Below are 16,979 nucleotides of genomic sequence, written 5' to 3'. Positions count from 1 at the left end.
TGGCCTGATTATAGATACCCCATGTGACAGCGCCGTCGGCTGCGGGTTTTCGCTTATGGAACATATGGTTGGCGTCGAAAGAAGGGTGCGCCATGTGTCCCGGTTTTGTCGTACGCTACACATTTGGCGTTGTGTCATAGAACCGTCACCCTTTTGCAGTAAAACTCCACGCTCTCCCTACGTATGGAATCCGGTATGACCACACGCCCGCCCGCCGAGCCCTTGCTCCTGAATCGCGAGTTGTCGCTGCTCAAATTCAACGAACGCGTGCTGGCGATGGCGGAGAATCCCAAGACGCCCTTGTTGGAAAGGCTGCGCTACGTCTGCATCGTCAGCTCGAACCTGGACGAATTCTTCGAAATCCGGATTTCCAGCCTGAAAGAGCAGCAGCGCCAGTCGCCCAACCTGGTGGGGCCGGACGGCATGACGCCGGACCAGGCGTTCGAAAACGTCCAGCAGGCGGTGCACGAGCTGGTGGGGCGGCAGTACGCCCTGCTCAATGACGAGATCCTGCCGGCCATGCAGGCCGAGGGCATTGCGCTGCACCACGCATCCGAATGGAACCCGCAGCAGCAGGAATGGGCGCGCGAGGTTTTCAATCGCGACGTGATGCCGCTGTTGACCCCCATCGGGCTGGACCCGGCGCATCCGTTTCCGCGCGTCTACAACAAGAGCCTGAATTTCATCGTGTCGCTGTCCGGCGCCGACGCCTTCGGCCGCCAGGCGTCCATCGCCGTGGTGCAGGCGCCGCGCGCGCTGCCGCGCCTGATCAAGATGCCGTCCGAGCTGTCGGGCCATCCCGAGGGCTACATCCTTCTGACGTCGTTGCTGCGCGCCTTTGTCGGCGAGCTGTTCCCGGGCCTGGAAATGCTGGGCTGCTACCAGTGGCGGGTGACGCGCAACAGCGACCTGTTCGTGGACGAGGAAGAAGTCACCAACCTGCGCCACGCGCTGCAAGGTGAGCTGTCGCAGCGCAACTTCGGCGCCGCGGTGCGGCTGGAAATCGACAAGCTCACGCCGGTGGAACTGGAAACCTTCCTGCAACGCGAGTTCTCGCTCAAGGCGGAAGACACCTACCGCGTGCCCGGCCCAGTGAACCTGTCGCGCCTGATGCAGCTGTGCAACTCGCCCGACCGCCCCGACCTGCTGTTCCCCGACTACCGCGCGCCGCTGCCGGCGCCGTTCGACCGGGTCGGCGACAAGCCGGCCGACCTGTTCGAGGCCGTGGCCGAGCAGGACCGCCTGCTGCATCACCCGTACCAGTCGTTCCAGCCGGTCATCGACTTCCTGACCGCCGCCGCGCTGGATCCGGACGTGATGGCCATCAAGCAGACCATCTACCGTACCGGCGAGGATTCCGAGCTGATGAAGATCCTGCTGGCCGCCGCGCGCGCCGGCAAGGAAGTGACGGTGGTGGTGGAATTGATGGCCCGCTTTGACGAGCAGACCAACATCAATTGGGCCTCCAAGCTCGAAGAGGTGGGCGCCCACGTGGTGTACGGCGTGGTAGCGCACAAGACGCACGCCAAGATGGCCGTGGTGCTGCGGCGTGAAAAGGGCCGCCTGCGCCGATATGCCCACCTGGGCACGGGCAACTACCATCCGCGCACCGCGCGGCTGTACACCGATTTCGGCCTGCTGACGGCCGACCCCAAGCTGTGCGAGGACATGGACAAGGTCTTTGCGCAACTGACCGGCCTGGGGGCGCGCCGTTCGCTCAAGGCGCTGATGCAGTCGCCGTTCACCATGCATGACGGCATGGTGGCGCTGATCCGCGCCGAGGCCCGCGCGGCCAAAGCGGGCAAACGCTCGCGCATCATGGCCAAGATGAACTCGCTGCTCGAAGAGCAGATCATCGAAGAACTGTACAAGGCCAGCCAGGCCGGCGTGAAGATCGACCTGATCGTGCGCGGCGTCTGCGCCCTGCGGGCCGGCGTGCCGGGACTGTCGGAGAACATCCGGGTGCGTTCCATCGTGGGCCGCTTCCTGGAACACTCGCGCGTGTTCTATTTCTACGCGGAAGGCGCCGAGACTGTGTACCTGTCGTCGGCCGACTGGATGGACCGCAATTTCTTCCGCCGCGTCGAAATCGCCTTCCCGATCTACGACAAGTCGCTCAAGAAGCGCGTCATCGACGAAGCCTTCACCTTTGCCCTGCGCGACAACCAGCTGGCCTGGCAACAGCAGGCCGACGGCGACTACGTCCGCGTCAAGAGCCGCCGCGAGCCGTTCAACCTGCACCAGTACCTGATGCAGAAGCTGGGCGTCTAGCCCCAGCCTGGCGCTGGGAGGGGGGCGAGGGTGGGCATCCGTCCCCACCAAGCCTCGTCCCGTCTCACGCCATCCGCCCCCAATTTTCCCGAGAGCAAAAAACCGCGTTCGAGGCAGGCGCTCCCAGAGCCAGGCCGCGCGGATCCGGCTACGCCGGTCCGCCACCGGCGCCCCCCTGGGGGGGAAGCGCGCAGCGCTCCGGGGGGGGAATGTGACTGTCACTATCTTGTCACGTTGGACTTCTAAGATGCGAGGGTCGCTGAAAGACAGGCAGTAGAAAGCCTGCCAAGACTCCTCTAACGAGCACAGAAGGAACCAAGATGTTCAAACGTGTCTTCAAACAAGTTTCCCTGGGTGTCGCTCTGAGCGCCGCCGTGTTTGCCGTCCAGGCCGCCGATGTGACCGGCGCCGGCGCATCGTTCCCGTACCCCGTCTACGCCAAGTGGGCGTCGGACTACAAGGCTGCCAGCAACAGCGCGGTCAACTACCAGTCGATCGGTTCGGGCGGCGGCCAGCAACAGATCATCGCCAAGACCGTCGATTTCGGCGCCTCGGACGATCCCATGAAGGCAGCTGACCTGGAAAAGAACGGTCTGCTGCAATTCCCGGCCGTCATCGGCGGCACCGTGGCTGTCGTGAACGTCGACGGCATCGCACCGGGCAAGCTGAAGCTGTCGGGCAAGGTCCTGGCCGAAATCTTCCTGGGCAAGATCAAGAAGTGGGACGACGCCGCCATCAAGGCGCTGAACCCCGACCTGAAGCTGCCGTCGGCCGACATCATCGTCGTGCACCGTTCGGACGGCTCGGGCACCACCTTCGGTTGGACCAACTACCTGTCCAAGGTGTCGCCGGAGTGGAAGGAACAAGTCGGTGAAGGCAAGGCCGTCAAGTGGCCCGTGGGTCAAGGCGGCAAGGGCAACGAAGGCGTCGCCGCCTACGTCGGCCAGCTGAAGAACTCGATCGGCTACGTGGAATACGCCTACGCCAAGCAGAACAAGCTGGCCTGGACGCAGCTGCAGAACAAGGACGGCAAGTTCGTCCAGCCGGAACAGAAGGCCTTCGCCGCTGCCGCTGCCAACGCCGACTGGAAGAGCGCGCCTGGCATGGGCGTGGTGCTGACCGACGAACCGGGCGCCGATTCCTGGCCCGTGACCGCCGCGACGTTCATCCTGATCCACAAGTCGCAAGACAAGCCCGCCCAAGGCAAGGCTGTCCTGGACTTCTTCGACTGGGCCTTCAAGAATGGCGCCAAGTCGGCTGAAGCCCTGGACTACGTGCCGCTGCCGGACGCCGTGACCAAGGAAATTCGCGCCGCTTGGGGCGAAGTCAAGTCCGCCGACGGCAAGGCCGTCTGGAAGTAAAGCGGATGACCGGTGCGGCGGCATCGCCCCGCGCCGGTCTCTGCCCGCCGCCTCGGCCTCCGGATACCCGGTGCCGGGGCGGGTCTCCCGGATCCTCTCGTAGTTTCCCCCCAGGTTTCCTAAGGAAAGTCCATCCATGAGCGCGGTAATGGATAATAGTGTGCCGCTTTCGCCCAGCGTGGCGGACTCCGTGACTACCGGCACGCCTTCGCCTATGAAGCAAAACAAAAACGCGCTGATGGATGCGCTGTTCAAGAACCTGACCCGCCTGTTCGCCTTCCTGGTGTTCATCCTGCTGGCGGCGATTCTTATTTCCCTGATCTACGGCAGCCGTGAATCGCTGGCCAAGTATGGCCTGTCGTTCCTGTGGTTGAACGACTGGGACCCGGTCAAGCAGAACTACGGCGCGGTGGTGCCCATCATCGGCACGCTGCTGACGTCGGCCATCGCCCTGATCATTGCCGTGCCCGTGTCGTTCGGCATCGCCATCTTCCTGACCGAACTGTCGCCCACCTGGCTGCGCCGCCCCTTGGGCACCGCCGTCGAAATGCTGGCCGCCATCCCGTCGATCATCTACGGCATGTGGGGCCTGTTCGTCTTCGTGCCGGTGTTCCAGCAATACGTGCAGCCTTTCCTGATTGCCACGCTGGGCAGCCTGCCGATCATCGGCGGCATGTTCGCCGGGCCGCCTTTCGGCATCGGCATCTTCACTGCCGGGCTGATCCTGTCGATCATGATCATCCCGTTCATCGCGGCGGTGATGCGTGACGTGTTCGAACTGGTGCCGGCCATGCTGAAGGAATCGGCCTACGGCCTGGGCAGCACGACCTGGGAAGTGATGTGGCGCGTGGTACTGCCGTTCACCAAGTCGGGCGTCATCGGCGGCATCATGCTGGGCCTGGGTCGCGCCTTGGGTGAAACCATGGCGGTGACCTTCGTGATCGGCAACGCCTTCAAGTGGTCCGGTTCGCTGTTCTCGCCGGGCAACTCGATCGCCTCGGCGCTGGCCAATGAATTCAACGAAGCGGGCGGCATCCAGAAATCGGCGCTGCTGGAACTGGGCCTGATCCTGTTCCTGATCACGACGATCGTGCTCGCCCTGGCCAAGATGCTGCTGGTTCGCCTGTCTGCCGGCGAAGGCAAGAAAACCTGACTCGCCGCGAGCCCAAGGAAAAGAACATGGCTGTATCCGTACTCAATATGCAGAACGGCGTGTATCGCCGGCGCCGCGTGGTCAACCGCATCATGCTGACCGTCTCGCTGGGCACGCTGGTGTTCGGGCTGTTCTGGCTGTTCTGGATCATCCTGACGCTGCTGACGAAGGGCGCCCCGGCGCTGTCGTACACGCTCTTCACCGAGATCACGCCGCCGCCGGGGCAAACCGGCGGCCTGATCAACGCCATCTTCGGCAGCGTGATGATGGCCGGCGTGGGCACGCTGATCGGCACGCCCGTCGGCATCCTGGCCGGCACGTACCTGGCCGAATACGGCCAGCGCGGCTGGCTGGCGCCGGCCACGCGCTTCCTGAACGACGTGCTGCTGTCGGCGCCGTCGATCATCATCGGTCTGTTCATCTACGCCGTGTACGTGGCGCAGGTGGGGCACTACTCGGGCTGGGCCGGCGCCATCGCGCTGTCGATCCTGGTGATTCCGGTGGTGGTGCGCACGACCGACAACATGCTGCTGCTGGTGCCCAACAGCCTGCGCGAGGCCGCGGCCGCGCTGGGCTGCCCCAAGTGGCGCATGATCACGCTGGTCTGCTATCGCGCTGCCAAGACCGGCATCATCACCGGCGTGCTGCTGGCGATTGCCCGCATCTCGGGGGAAACCGCGCCGCTGCTGTTCACGGCGCTGTCGAACCAGTTCATGTCGACCAACATGAACGGCCCGATGGCCAACCTGCCGGTCGTCATCTACCAATACGCCGCCAGCCCCTTCAAGGACTGGAACGACCTGGCCTGGGCCGGGGCTACCCTGATTACGCTGCTGGTGCTGGGCATCAACATCCTCGCCCGCAACATGTTCCGCAAGTAAAGATCGCTTTGCCGGCGCGCCAGGCGCGCCGGACCTAGGGAAACCAAATGGAAAACACTGCTACCGCCGTCAAGAACAAGATCGAGGTCAAGAACCTGAACTTCTACTACGGCAAGTTCCATGCGATCCGCAATGTGAACATGTCGATCCAGGAGAAGAAGGTCACCGCCTTCATCGGCCCGTCGGGCTGCGGCAAGTCGACGCTGCTGCGCACCTTCAACCGCATGTTCGAGCTGTATCCGGGCCAGCGCGCCGAGGGTGAAATCATCCTGGACGGCGAGAACCTGCTGACCGCCAAGACCGATATTTCGCTGATCCGCGCCAAGGTCGGCATGGTGTTCCAGAAGCCCACGCCGTTCCCCATGAGCATCTACGACAACATCGCCTTCGGCGTGCGTCTGTTCGAACGCCTGTCCAAGGGCGAGATGGACGAGCGCGTGGAATGGGCGCTGAGCAAGGCCGCGCTCTGGAACGAAGTGAAGGACAAGCTGCACCAAAGCGGCAACAGCCTGTCGGGCGGCCAGCAGCAGCGTCTGTGCATCGCCCGCGGCGTGGCCATCAAGCCGGAAGTGCTGCTGCTGGACGAACCGTGTTCGGCGCTGGACCCGATCTCGACCGCCAAGATCGAAGAGCTGATCGCCGAACTGAAGAACGACTACACCGTCGTCATCGTGACCCACAACATGCAACAGGCCGCGCGCTGCTCGGACTACACGGCCTACATGTACCTGGGTGAGCTGATGGAATTCGGCCAGACCGACCAGATCTTCGTGAAGCCGTCGCGCAAGGAAACCGAAGACTACATCACCGGCCGTTTCGGCTGAATTGACGCCGGCCTGTGTGGCCGGATCATTGACGGCGCGCCCGCAAGGCGCGCCGTTGTCGTTTTCAGGACCGCTGTTGTTGCAGGGTCTGCGCGCCGGTGGCGGGTTGGGCCTGCGATCCCCCGGCGTAGCGGCCGGGGATCAGGATCACGAACACGGCCGCCAGTACCGCCGCGCACGAGAAGGCAATGAAGTTCCAGGCCAGCGGCAATTGCAGGCTGGCGAGGTAGCCGCCGACGATGGGGCCGCTCATGGCGCCGATGCGGGCGAACGACAGCGCCCAACCAGTGGCCGCGCCGCGCGCATGCGCCGGGTAGTAGCCTGCCAGGTAGCCCGTCAGGATCAGCGAAGACGAGATGCTGCCTACGCCCGCCAGCGCCACCCACAGGTAGTTCACGACCAGCGGGTTGTTGTAGGTCAGGCAGTAGATGCCGACGGCGCCCACCAGGAAGAACAGGGCCACGATCTTGCGCGGCTCGGTCTTGTCGGCAAACTGCCCCAGCACCAGGCCGCCAATGGCGGACGCCAGGCTGAACACCAGCAGGAACGACAGGCTGGAACCCAGGTCGTAGCCGTTCTTGCGCATGATCTGCGGCAGCCAGGTGTTCAGGCCATAGACCAGCATCATGCCCAGGAACAGCGCGCCCCAGAAGCACAGGGTGGCGCGCAGGTGGCGCGGCGAGAACACCGCCGCCATCACATCGCGCCAGGTGGCTTTCTCGCCCGCGACGTCGCGGGGGCGGAACGGCTCGAGCGACACGATACCCAGGCGATCGGCCATGGCGCGGGCGCCGGCTTCGTCACCCTTGGCCAGCAGGTATTCCAGCGACTCGGGCAGCCAGCGCGCCAGCAGCGGCACCAGCAGCAGCGGCACCGCGCCCACCAGGATCACCGACCGCCAGCCCCAGTGCTGCAGCAGCGCCATGGCCACCGCGGCCGAACACAGGATGCCCAGCGAATAGCCCGAGTACATGACCCCATAGTTGAAGCCGCGCCTGGCCGGCGGTGAATATTCGATGGTCAGCGCCGCCGCCACCGGAATCACGCCGCCCAGCCCCAGCCCGCCGATGAAGCGGAACGTGGCGAACCAGGTGGGCGTGGGCGCCCAGGCCGCCCCGATCATCGTCAGCGAAAACAGCGTGACGCAGGCCAGCAGCATGCGCCGGCGGCCCAGCAGGTCGGACAGGGTGCCGACCGCGAACGAGCCCACGAACATGCCAGCCAGCGCGTAGCTGCCCAGCATGCCCAGCTGGATCGGCGTCAGGTTCCAGCTCTTGTCGTCGGCCAGCGCGGGCAGCACCGCGCCCATCACCCCGACGTCGTAGCCTTCGAACAGGATCGCCAGCCAGCAAACGAACAGCACGGTATAGGTGGTCCGCGTTGGAGCAGCCCAGGCGGATGAAGCAGAGGCGGTGGCCATGATTTTCCCGATGAGATTGTCGTTATGGATCTGAATTTAATTTATGCTTCAACTATATAGGTGTCAATCAGGGCTTGCGCGCGAAAACGGCCTTCCGGGAAGCGGGAAGGGCGCCGTTTCGGCGCGCCTGCCGTATCTGGTATAGTTGCCACCCTCGGGGCGTAGCGCAGCCTGGTAGCGCATCTGCTTTGGGAGCAGAGGGTCGTGAGTTCGAATCCCACCGCCCCGACCAGTAAAAACAAAGGGTTAGCTCATTTTTGGTGAGCTAACCCTTTTCGTTTTCTGGCGCATGTGTCTTCAGAGAGACGCCTCAGCGCAGATCTTTGGCGTGCATCCGAGGCCTATCGGCCCGCCGGCGCCATCAGATACCGTGTGAGCTTCTCCATCATCGCGTCGCACGCCTCAAGCTGGGACAGTTCGACGTATTCATCCGCCTTGTGCGCCACGTCGATGCTGCCCGGCCCGCAGATCAGCACCGCCGTCTGCCCCCACAGCTGCTGGAACAATCCGCCTTCGGTGCCGAAGGCGGCCTTGGTGAGCGGCGTGTCCGGCGGTAACCACGAGGCCAGCAGCGCCACGCCTGCGGAGTCCTCCGGGGTGGCAAGTCCGGGATAGCTGTTGACCGTCGTGACCCGGGGCGGCTCGGCATCGGGCAGGGCGCCCGCGGCACGCATCTTTGTCTGAGTGAGCGCCAGCACCCGCTCCAGGATCTGGTTCGGGTCGTCCTGCGCGACGTTGCGGATCTCGAAATTGACTTCGCATTCCGCGGGCACGATGTTCAGCGCCGTGCCGCCCTTGATGGTGCCGGCATGCACGGTGGTGTAGGGCACTTCGTAGCCGGGTTCGCGCGGCCCGTGGTCGGCCAGGTCATGCTGCACGTCGCGCAGGGCGCTGATCAGGTCGCTGGCCGTATGGATGGCATTGACGTAATGCGGCGCCAGCCCCGAGTGGCCCGCCTGGCCGCAGCACAAGGCCCGGTAGGCTGCCTTGCCCTTGTTGCCGGTGCCGATCTTCATCAGCGTCGGCTCGCCCACCACGCAGAGCAGCGGGGCGGGTTGCATGGGTTCCAGCGCGCGCAGCAGATGGCGCACGCCGACGCAGCCAATTTCCTCGTCGAACGACAGCGCCAGATGCAGGGGCCGCGCAAGCGGCTGGCGGGCTGCGCGGATCATGGCCATCACGGCGCAGGCGACAAAGCCCTTCATGTCTGCGCTGCCTCGGCCGTAGATGCGCCCGTCGCGGTCGGTGGCCTCGAAGGGCGGCGAGGTCCACGGCTGGCCCGTCACGGGCACCACGTCGGTATGGCCCGAGAGCACGATGCCGGGCACGTCCAGGGGGCCGACGGAGGCGAACAGATTGCTGCGCCGGGCGTCCTGCGGGTCCGCCACCCGCGTGGACGCGATGCCCGCCTGCGCCAGCAACGCCTGCACGCGTTCGATGAGCGCGATGTTGGGTGTCAGCGTGACGGATTCAAACGCGATCAGTTCGCGCAGTAGGTCTGGACTGTTGTCCGGCGTCGGTGTGCTCATGGCATGGACCTGCAGGGTTGCGGGCGGCGCGCGGGCGTGCCGTCCGTTCAGTTGTTTTCAGGAGGCGGCACATAGGGGTCGAAGAAGCTGCCTTCGCTCATGCCGGGTATGTACTGATCCGAGATATAGGCGCGGCAGCGCTGCATGAAGACTTCGGTCAGCCGTGACGGTTTCATCGGCTTGTAGGTCGTCAGCCCAAGCAGCATGGGGCGGTGTTCGCCCACCAGGCGCAGCCGCACCAGCCGCTTGCCATCCAGGGCTTGCGTGGATTTCGGCCGCACGTTGAACAGCGCATAGCCGATGCCGTTGGCGACCATGGACCGCACCACTTCTTCCGAGCGCGAACGCGCCACGATGTTCGGCTCCAGGCCGAACTTTGCGAATAGCGACATGAAGTAATCGCGGCTCAAGGGCAGGTCCAGCAGCACCATGGGCAAGCGCGCCAGCTCTTCGAGCGTCACCGCGATCTGCTGCGACAGCGGATGCAGTTCGCTCACCACGACGTGCGGGGGCAGGCGCGCCAGCGCTTCAAACGAGATTTCATCGCCCAGCCTCAGGTCGTAACTGAGCGCGACGTCGATCTCCAGGGTATGCAGCTTGTCGATCAGCAACTGCTGGTCGCCTTCGACCATGTGCAGGTCGACTTTGTCGAAGGCGCGCGAGAAGCCGAAGATCACTTCCGGCGCGATCATGGCCGTGAGCGACTGGAAGCAGCCCACGCGCAAGGTGCCCTGGATGGTATTGCTGGAGACCGACGCGATCTTGTAGAGGCGTGAGGCGCGTTCGAGCAGGTCTTCGCATTCGCTCATGACCTGTTGGCCGAGCACCGTCAGGGCCAGGCCCTTGGACGGATGCCGGACGAACAGCTGCACGTCCAGCTCGGTTTCGACGTGGGCGATGGCAGCCGAAATCGACGGCGCCGAAATGTGGATCTGGCTGGATGCCGCGGCGATGCTGCCGTGTTTGGCCGTGGCGACGAAGTACTCCATCTGGCGCAGCGAAATGCGATTGAGCATAGTCCGATGTGAGAAAGAAAAGTGTCTCCACTATGCCCGCACAGCGGGCCTGGCGCTCCTCGGGTTTTCTCGCACTCGCCGTTTGCCACAGCCTGTCACAGATTGCCTGGCACGCCGAAACTCGGTGCGGCGCGCGGATCCCTGGCGCGGGTGATGTAATCCTGGATCTGCGGTTCGTAGACCTTCCAGGCCTCGTACAGGGTTTCAACCGGGCATTGCTCCACCCAGTCCATGCGCAGGTCCACGATGGGCCAATCCAGATCCGCCACCACCAGCAGGCCGGCCGAATGCACCGGCCCCTCTTCGCCGCCGGCTGCCTGACCGGCCAGCATGGCCTGCATCAGGCGTTCGGCCAGCGAACCCGGCGTCTTCTCGAAGGCCGACAGCATGGCAGCGGGCACGTCCAGCGAGGCCAGCATATTGCCGGCGCACGCGGCGTGCTCGCCCTTCGCGCTGGCCAGGCGGCCCAGCGCGTTCGACCCGGTGAAGATGGCCGGCGCCTGCGTGGCGTCAATGGCCATCAACTGCCGATAGCTGATGAAAGGGCGCTCGGCCAGCGACTGCAGCGCACGCTCGGGCGAGTGGCCCTGGCTCATCGCGTCAAGGATGAGCGGCCCCAGCGCGGGGTCGGTGATGTTCTGGCTGACCGCCGCACCCACGCCAGCGCGTGCGCGCACGCATCGCGCCGCGACGGCGGGAGACGACGATGAGACGGCCGCGCCGAACTGGCCGGTGGCCGGGCAACGGGCAATGATGGAAAAAGTCATGACCTGGGCCTCCTGGGGCGTCAATCCGGAATAACGGCAGTCGCGTCGATCTCGACCAGCCACTCGGGACGCGCCAATGCCGACACCACGATACCGGTGGACACGGGGAACACGCCCTTGAGCCACTTGCCGACCACCAGATAGACCGCCTCGCGATAACGGGGGTCGATGAGGTAGATCGTGATCTTGCAGATGTCCTGCAGCTCGCCGCCGGCTTCCCTGAGCAGCATGTCGATATTCTTCATCGCCTGCTCCGCCTGGCCCGAGGCATCGCCGATGCACACGCTCTCGGACGTGTCCAGGTTCTGGCCGATCTGCCCGCGCAGGAAGACGGTGCTGCCGCGCGCGACGACGGCCTGGCACAGATCGTTGTCGAGTTTCTGTTCCGGGTAGGTTGCCTTGGTATTGAAGGTGCGTATGCGCTTGTGCTTCATGGCTCGTATCTTTATTAGGGTTTATCCGGGGGCCCCGCGCTTGCCTTGCGGACGGCATCGCATAAGGCCGTGATCTGCCCGCTGATGGTCGGCCCAAGCGGTGCGGCAGCCTATTTGTTTTTTCCGGCGTCCCGTCTCGGAAATCCTGACGCGGGCGGCCATCAGGAAAATCTATCCACGCCAACGGAAAAGGCGACTTGGTCGCTCGGATCGCGTCTCTCATCATTGGTTTTCGCTGGCCGAAGCCACCTTCCTTGCAGGGAATCCGGATGACCATTGCCTCAACGCTCCTACCCGCCGCCTATCCCCGATTTCGCTACGACGGGTCCGGCGACCTTGCCCGCATCGGGCTGATCTACATCGCCTCCAGCGTCGTGATGGAAGAAGAGACGTGGGCCATGTCCGGACCGGGGGTTTCCACCCATACCGCGCGCATCAAGCTGCCCAAGGTCACCGTGCAGGGCATCGAGGAAATGATGAACGCCCCGGAACTGGAGCAGGCCGCGCGGCTGGCGGGCGCGGCCCCCATCGACGTGCTGCTGTTCGGCGGCACCAGCGCTTCGTTTCTTCACGGCACCGCCTACGACCAGGCGCTTATCCAGAAGCTGCGGCAATGGGTGCCGGGGCCGAAGATCACCACGGCGTCCACCGCCACGCTCGCGGCACTGAAGAAGGTGAAGGCGGGCAAGGTGGCGCTGGCCACGCCCTATCTGCCGGAAATCCACGAGCGTGCCATCCGCTTTCTGCAGGAAAACGGCCACGAGGTCGTCAGGAGCGCCTGCCTGGGCATTTCGGATGACCACGCGCTGGCTGAGGTCTCGCTCGAGAAGGTCTATGACCACGTGATCTCGGTCGACCACCCTGACGCGACGGCCATCTTCGTGTCGTGCACCAATTTCAGGACCGTCGGCGCCATCGAGGCGCTGGAGCAGAAGCTCGGCAAGCCGGTGATTTCCGCCATCCAGGCCTCGTTCTGGCATTGCCTGGACCTCACCGGCGCGGCGGGCGCCAAACCCGGTTACGGGTCGCTGTTCAACGCCAACCTGACCAAGGCCGACACGATGTAAGCACTTCGCCACGGCGGATCACCAATAAACAAGGGGAAAAAAGATGCATCTGCACAAAACCATCACGGCGCTCACACTCGCAAGCGCCTCGTTATTCGTCCTGGCGCCGGCCCATGCCGAGAAGCTGGTGCTTGGCAACGAGGGAAGCTATCCCCCGTTCAGCATGGTCGATCCCTCGGGTCGCCTGACGGGTTTTGAACCCGACCTGGCGCGTGAGATGTGCAAACGGATGAAGGTCGATTGCGAAATCGTCGTCATGGACTTCAAGGCCCTGATTCCGGCGCTGCTGCAAAAGAAGCTGGATGCCGTGGTCAGCCAGACCAAGCCGCTGCCCGAACGCAAGGAAAAGGTGCTGTTCGGCCGTGCGGTGCTGTTCAATCCGGACTCCTACGTGGTGCCGGAAGCGAAGAACTACACCTTCACGCCCGAGGGGCTCAAGGGCGTACGGATCGGCCTGCAGCGCGGTTCGGCGCAAGCCAAATACGTGTCCGAGACGTTCGGCAACGCCGTGCAGATCGTGTTCTACGACAACCCCGATCAGATCCGGCTCGATCTCGCCAACGGGCGGCTGGACATGAGCCTGGGCCCCAAGATCAGCTGGACCAACGAGTTCCTGTCCAAGCCCCAGGGCAAGGGCTGGAAGTTCGCGGGCGGCGACTTGTGGACCGGCGGCGGTGAAGCGGGTTCGAGCTGGATCGCCCGCAAGGACAGCGGCGAGCTGCTCAACCGCATGAACGCCACGCTGGAAACCATCATCAAGGACTGCACCTTCACCAAGCTGCGCAAACCTTACATGGAAGTGGAACTGCTGCCCGAGGAAGCGGCCTGCCGCTAGCCCTGTCCGCGCACCCCGCCTGAGCCGCCCGGCACGAGGCCGGCGGACCGGGCGGCACGTTTCGCACGCTTGCCAGGGTCTGTGCCTGGCGCCTTTCAATGTGACCAGGCTTTAGGAATACCTCATGCCTTCGATGGGTTTCGTGCAGCAACTCGCGACCGGCGCGATGATGACGATCCAGGTCGCCGTCTGCGCCTATCTGCTGGCGCTTGTGATCGGGACGTTCTTTGCCCTGGTCACGCTGCGGCCGACGCTGCTGGCCAGAGTCATCTGGATCCCGTATGCCTCCATCTTCACCGGCGTGCCGTCGCTGCTGGTGGGCTTTCTGTTCTATTACGGCGGCTCGCAGATCGTCGCCGGCCTGCTTGCGCCGTTCGGCATCGGCCAGCGCATCGAGATCACGCCTTTCATGGCGGCGGTGGCGGCGCTGGGCATGGTCTACGGCGCCTACCTGGCCGACCTGATACGCAGCGCGATCCAGAACGTGCCCCACGGACAGTTCGAGGCCGCGCGCGTGCTGCTGGTGCCGCGCAGCGCCATCTGGCTGAAGATCATCCTGCCGCAGATGCTGCGCCTGGCCTTGCCTGGCATGACCAATATGTGGATCGTCGTGCTCAAGGACACCGCGCTCATCTCGCTGATCGGCCTGAAGGAAATCATGGCCTACGCCAAGCTGGCATCCGGTGTCACCAAAGAGCCTTTCGTCTACTACCTGCTGGCGGCGTTCTTCTTTCTCATGATGACCTGGCTGACCTACTACGTGGCCCGCCGCGTCGAAACGTGGGCCGCGCGGGGCTTTCATCCCGTCGTGACCCAGGGAGCGTCTCATGCACTTTGATTTCCAGGTGGCCTGGGACAGCCTGCCCAAACTGCTGGCCGGCGCGGGCACCACGTTCGCCGTGTTGTTGCCGGTGCTGGTCATCGGCCTGTTATTGGCGCTGCCGGTTGCCCTGGCGAGCTTTCGGCCGGGCCCGCGCGCCGTCTTCGCCAGCAGCTATATCGGTTTCTTTCGCGGCGTGCCCAGCCTGGTGCTGCTGTACCTGATCTACAGCGGACTGCCGCAGTTCTCTTTCGTGCGCGACACCTTCCTGTGGGACATATTTTCCAGCGCCTACGTCTGCGCCTGGCTGGGCCTGGCGTTGACGCACTCGGGCTTCATGGCCGAGATCATTCGCGGCGGGCTGGCGGCGATTCCCAAGGGCACCATCGAAGCCGCGCAGACCCTGGGCCTGAAGCCCGCGCAGATCCTGCTTCGCCTGCGGCTGCCGCTGATGGCGCGCTATGTTCTGCGCGCCTATCAGAACGAGCTGCTCATCATGGTGAAAAGCACGGCGGCCGTCAGCGCCATCACGCTGGTCGACCTGACCGCCGCCGCCAACACCGTGTTCGACTACACCTACGACCCGTTCACGCCCCTGATCACGGCGGCGGCCATCTACTGGTGCATCACCAACTGCATACGTCTTGGATTCTCGATCGCGGATCGCAAGTTGAACCGCTACCTCGTCAGAGTCTGAACCGCCCCGGCCGACCGTCCACCAGAGCGCGAACCACCATGACTGCCATCCTGTCCCGCATCACGCCGCCGTTGTCCACCGTCCGCTCCGAATGCGCGCCCGCAGTGTCCATCTCGGGATTGAACAAGTTCTACGGCACGTTTCACGCCTTGCGGGATATCCACCTTGAGGTGGCCAGCGGTGAAATCGTGATCTTGTGCGGCCCATCGGGATCGGGAAAGTCCTCGCTCATCCGCTGCATCAACCATCTGGAACAGCACGACTCGGGCGGCATTCACGTCAATGGCACCGAGCTGACCCGGCGCCCGGAAAGCGTGGAGCAAGTCCGGCGCCAGCTGGGCATGGTGTTCCAGAGCTTCAATCTCTTCCCGCACATGACGGTGCTGGAGAACTGCACCTTTGCGCTGAAGATCGCCTTGAAGACGCCGGCCGGCGAGGCCGAGCAGACGGCACGGGAATACCTCGCCAAGGTCAATGTGATCGAACAGGCCGGCAAGTATCCGATCCAGCTTTCGGGCGGGCAACAGCAGCGCGTGGCGATCGCCCGCGCGCTCTGCCTGCGCCCGCGCATCATGTTGTTCGACGAACCGACATCGGCGCTGGATCCGGAATCGGTCGGTTCCGTGCTGCGCATCATGGAAGACCTGGCCCATACAGGCATCACCATGATCTGCGTCACGCATGAGATCGGCTTTGCCCGCAGGGTGGCCGACCGCTGTGTGTTCATGGAGCGCGGCGAAATCATCGAGACCGCGCCCACCGAACAATTCTTTGCCTCGCCCAGGAACGAGCGGTTGAAGACTTTCCTGGAGCAGGTTCTGTAGCCAACAACATAGACAAGGGGTTGTCATGATCAAGAAACTCATTTGCGCCGGCATGCTTGCCGGCGCGGCCCTCGCCGGCACGGCGCACGCGCAGGATGCCCTGGTGGTGAGCACCTGGGGCGGCAGCTTCCGGGACCTTATCGATGAAACCATCGGCCGCGAGTTCACGCGGCAGACGGGGGTGCCGGTGAAGTACATCACGGGCGGCACCATCGACCGCCTGAACAAGGCCAAGCTCGCCACCAAGCCGGAAAGCGACATCACGTTCACCACCTCGCACATCGGCTGGCTGTACGTCAATGCCGGCCTGTACGAGAAGCTGGACCTGAGCAAGATCCCCAATTATGCGCACCTGGTCGAGCGCGCCAGGATCAGTCCTTACCATATCGGCAGCTGGGCGTATGTGTACACCATCGGTTACCGCCCCGACCTGGTGCCCGCCGGCATCACCTTCAACAGCTGGAACGATCTCTGGAATCCGGCGCTGAAAGGCAAGCTGTCGGCGCCCGATTTCGACCCCAGCCATATCATCGACATTGCGGCGTTGCTCTCGGGCGGCGATGCGAGCACCTGGGAAAAGGGTCAGGACAAGCTCAAGGCCCTGAAACCCAACTTCAAGGCCTTCTACACCAACGATGCCAACAGCCAGCAACTGATCGCCGCCGGCGAGACGCCCGTACAGATCGTGCTGTCCATGAACGCCTACTACATGATCGGCCAAGGCGTGCCGATCAAGGTGGCCATGCCCAAGGAAGGCGCGGTGCTGGGCGTGGATACCATGGGCATCATGAAAGGCAGCGCCAGGATCGACCTGGCGCACAAGTTCATGAACATCGCGCTTTCGCCCGACGTGCAGGCCAAGATCGTGGCTGCCAAGAAGGCCAGCCCCGTCATTGACGACGCCAAGGTCTCGCCGGAAGACGCGGCGCTGCCGGGCGTGTTCACGACCAGGCAGCAATGGGATACCCAGGCCATCGTCATCGACGACAAGCTGCGCGCCGAAAAGACCGCGGAATGGCGCAAGTGGTTCACCGAGAACATCATGAACTGATCGCCGGCGCCGCGGCCTGTCTGACCGCG

Annotated in this window: 16 protein-coding genes and 1 tRNA gene; 12 read left to right on the top strand and 5 right to left on the bottom strand. The window is 64.1% G+C overall.

The window, feature by feature from the left end; translation table 11 throughout:
• Positions 1-195 precede the first annotated feature (195 nt).
• From ppk1 to pstB, 5 genes are all read left to right on the top strand, one after another.
• Entirely contained in the window at positions 196-2,271 is a 2,076-nt protein-coding gene (gene ppk1 / locus U858_RS0123270) for a polyphosphate kinase 1 (protein ID WP_025139558.1), read from the top strand.
• A gap of 320 nt (positions 2,272-2,591) precedes the next feature.
• Positions 2,592-3,632, top strand: coding sequence for a phosphate ABC transporter substrate-binding protein PstS (pstS, locus tag U858_RS0123265; RefSeq protein ID WP_025139557.1), 1,041 nt, complete (start codon positions 2,592-2,594; stop codon positions 3,630-3,632).
• Positions 3,633-3,768: 136 nt separating this feature from the next.
• Positions 3,769-4,785 (top strand): phosphate ABC transporter permease subunit PstC, encoded by a 1,017-nt coding sequence (pstC, locus tag U858_RS0123260; RefSeq protein ID WP_025139556.1) that lies wholly within the window; start codon positions 3,769-3,771, stop codon positions 4,783-4,785.
• Positions 4,786-4,811: 26 nt separating this feature from the next.
• The gene (pstA, locus tag U858_RS0123255) at positions 4,812-5,666 is read left to right on the top strand and encodes a phosphate ABC transporter permease PstA (RefSeq protein ID WP_029954245.1); all 855 of its coding nucleotides are present in this window, start codon (positions 4,812-4,814) and stop codon (positions 5,664-5,666) included.
• Positions 5,667-5,713: 47 nt separating this feature from the next.
• On the top strand, positions 5,714-6,490 hold the full coding sequence (gene pstB, locus U858_RS0123250; protein WP_006221056.1) for a phosphate ABC transporter ATP-binding protein PstB: 777 nt from the start codon (positions 5,714-5,716) through the stop codon (positions 6,488-6,490).
• A gap of 64 nt (positions 6,491-6,554) precedes the next feature.
• Here pstB and U858_RS0123245 read toward each other — a convergent pair whose 3' ends face one another.
• Positions 6,555-7,910, bottom strand: a complete 1,356-nt coding sequence (locus tag U858_RS0123245; protein ID WP_025139554.1) for an aromatic acid/H+ symport family MFS transporter — start codon at positions 7,908-7,910, stop codon at positions 6,555-6,557.
• 155 nt (positions 7,911-8,065) lie between these two features.
• On the opposite strand from U858_RS0123245, the gene U858_RS0123240 reads away from it, so the two are divergent.
• Positions 8,066-8,142, top strand: a tRNA-Pro gene (locus U858_RS0123240).
• Positions 8,143-8,251: 109 nt separating this feature from the next.
• Here the strand turns inward: U858_RS0123240 and argE are convergent.
• The 4 genes from argE to U858_RS0123220 all read right to left on the bottom strand — a co-directional run bounded on the left by argE (position 8,252) and on the right by U858_RS0123220 (position 11,656).
• Positions 8,252-9,439 (bottom strand): acetylornithine deacetylase, encoded by a 1,188-nt coding sequence (gene argE, locus U858_RS0123235; protein ID WP_025139553.1) that lies wholly within the window; start codon positions 9,437-9,439, stop codon positions 8,252-8,254.
• Positions 9,440-9,486: 47 nt separating this feature from the next.
• Positions 9,487-10,455: a LysR substrate-binding domain-containing protein gene (locus U858_RS0123230; RefSeq protein WP_025139552.1), complete on the bottom strand. Its 969-nt coding sequence runs from the start codon at positions 10,453-10,455 to the stop codon at positions 9,487-9,489.
• 95 nt (positions 10,456-10,550) lie between these two features.
• Positions 10,551-11,222 (bottom strand): DUF1028 domain-containing protein, encoded by a 672-nt coding sequence (locus U858_RS0123225; protein ID WP_025139551.1) that lies wholly within the window; start codon positions 11,220-11,222, stop codon positions 10,551-10,553.
• Between the two features lie 20 nt (positions 11,223-11,242).
• Complete coding sequence (locus tag U858_RS0123220) at positions 11,243-11,656, bottom strand: RidA family protein (RefSeq protein WP_025139550.1); 414 nt, start codon at positions 11,654-11,656, stop codon at positions 11,243-11,245.
• Between the two features lie 269 nt (positions 11,657-11,925).
• On the opposite strand from U858_RS0123220, the gene U858_RS0123215 reads away from it, so the two are divergent.
• The 6 genes from U858_RS0123215 to U858_RS0123190 all read left to right on the top strand — a co-directional run bounded on the left by U858_RS0123215 (position 11,926) and on the right by U858_RS0123190 (position 16,950).
• Positions 11,926-12,723, top strand: coding sequence for an Asp/Glu racemase (locus U858_RS0123215; protein ID WP_025139549.1), 798 nt, complete (start codon positions 11,926-11,928; stop codon positions 12,721-12,723).
• 43 nt (positions 12,724-12,766) lie between these two features.
• Positions 12,767-13,558 carry a transporter substrate-binding domain-containing protein gene (locus U858_RS0123210; protein ID WP_025139548.1) on the top strand — a complete coding sequence of 264 codons (792 nt, stop codon included), beginning with the start codon at positions 12,767-12,769 and terminating at the stop codon, positions 13,556-13,558.
• A 124-nt stretch (positions 13,559-13,682) separates the two neighbouring features.
• Positions 13,683-14,396, top strand: coding sequence for an ABC transporter permease (locus U858_RS0123205; protein ID WP_025139547.1), 714 nt, complete (start codon positions 13,683-13,685; stop codon positions 14,394-14,396).
• Positions 14,386-15,075 (top strand): ABC transporter permease, encoded by a 690-nt coding sequence (locus U858_RS0123200; protein ID WP_025139546.1) that lies wholly within the window; start codon positions 14,386-14,388, stop codon positions 15,073-15,075. Before U858_RS0123205 ends, U858_RS0123200 begins: the two co-directional genes overlap by 11 nt.
• Before the next feature lie 38 nt (positions 15,076-15,113).
• Complete coding sequence (locus U858_RS0123195; protein ID WP_025139545.1) at positions 15,114-15,899, top strand: amino acid ABC transporter ATP-binding protein; 786 nt, start codon at positions 15,114-15,116, stop codon at positions 15,897-15,899.
• 25 nt (positions 15,900-15,924) lie between these two features.
• Positions 15,925-16,950: a PotD/PotF family extracellular solute-binding protein gene (locus U858_RS0123190; protein ID WP_025139544.1), complete on the top strand. Its 1,026-nt coding sequence runs from the start codon at positions 15,925-15,927 to the stop codon at positions 16,948-16,950.
• Positions 16,951-16,979: the final 29 nt, after the last annotated feature.

The sequence above is a fragment of the Achromobacter sp. DH1f genome, assembly GCF_000633435.1.
Classification (GTDB): Bacteria; Pseudomonadota; Gammaproteobacteria; order Burkholderiales; family Burkholderiaceae_B; genus Achromobacter; species Achromobacter deleyi.
The sequence above is the reverse complement of the archived record's forward strand: the minus strand, read 5'-3'. Positions and strand labels throughout refer to the sequence as shown.

Bases quoted from the DNA above. Each gene is read 5' to 3' on its own strand.
- U858_RS0123205 (WP_025139547.1), top strand. From the start codon at position 13,683: ATGCCTTCGATGGGTTTCGTGCAGCAACTCGCGACCGGCGCGATGATG.
- pstB (WP_006221056.1), top strand. From the start codon at position 5,714: ATGGAAAACACTGCTACCGCCGTCAAGAACAAGATCGAGGTCAAGAAC.
- pstS (WP_025139557.1), top strand. From the start codon at position 2,592: ATGTTCAAACGTGTCTTCAAACAAGTTTCCCTGGGTGTCGCTCTGAGC.
- ppk1 (WP_025139558.1), top strand. From the start codon at position 196: ATGACCACACGCCCGCCCGCCGAGCCCTTGCTCCTGAATCGCGAGTTG.
- U858_RS0123215 (WP_025139549.1), top strand. From the start codon at position 11,926: ATGACCATTGCCTCAACGCTCCTACCCGCCGCCTATCCCCGATTTCGC.
- U858_RS0123190 (WP_025139544.1), top strand. From the start codon at position 15,925: ATGATCAAGAAACTCATTTGCGCCGGCATGCTTGCCGGCGCGGCCCTC.
- pstC (WP_025139556.1), top strand. From the start codon at position 3,769: ATGAGCGCGGTAATGGATAATAGTGTGCCGCTTTCGCCCAGCGTGGCG.
- U858_RS0123200 (WP_025139546.1), top strand. From the start codon at position 14,386: ATGCACTTTGATTTCCAGGTGGCCTGGGACAGCCTGCCCAAACTGCTG.
- U858_RS0123230 (WP_025139552.1), bottom strand. From the start codon at position 10,455: ATGCTCAATCGCATTTCGCTGCGCCAGATGGAGTACTTCGTCGCCACG.
- U858_RS0123220 (WP_025139550.1), bottom strand. From the start codon at position 11,656: ATGAAGCACAAGCGCATACGCACCTTCAATACCAAGGCAACCTACCCG.
- argE (WP_025139553.1), bottom strand. From the start codon at position 9,439: ATGAGCACACCGACGCCGGACAACAGTCCAGACCTACTGCGCGAACTG.
- U858_RS0123225 (WP_025139551.1), bottom strand. From the start codon at position 11,222: ATGACTTTTTCCATCATTGCCCGTTGCCCGGCCACCGGCCAGTTCGGC.
- U858_RS0123245 (WP_025139554.1), bottom strand. From the start codon at position 7,910: ATGGCCACCGCCTCTGCTTCATCCGCCTGGGCTGCTCCAACGCGGACC.
- U858_RS0123195 (WP_025139545.1), top strand. From the start codon at position 15,114: ATGACTGCCATCCTGTCCCGCATCACGCCGCCGTTGTCCACCGTCCGC.
- U858_RS0123210 (WP_025139548.1), top strand. From the start codon at position 12,767: ATGCATCTGCACAAAACCATCACGGCGCTCACACTCGCAAGCGCCTCG.
- pstA (WP_029954245.1), top strand. From the start codon at position 4,812: ATGGCTGTATCCGTACTCAATATGCAGAACGGCGTGTATCGCCGGCGC.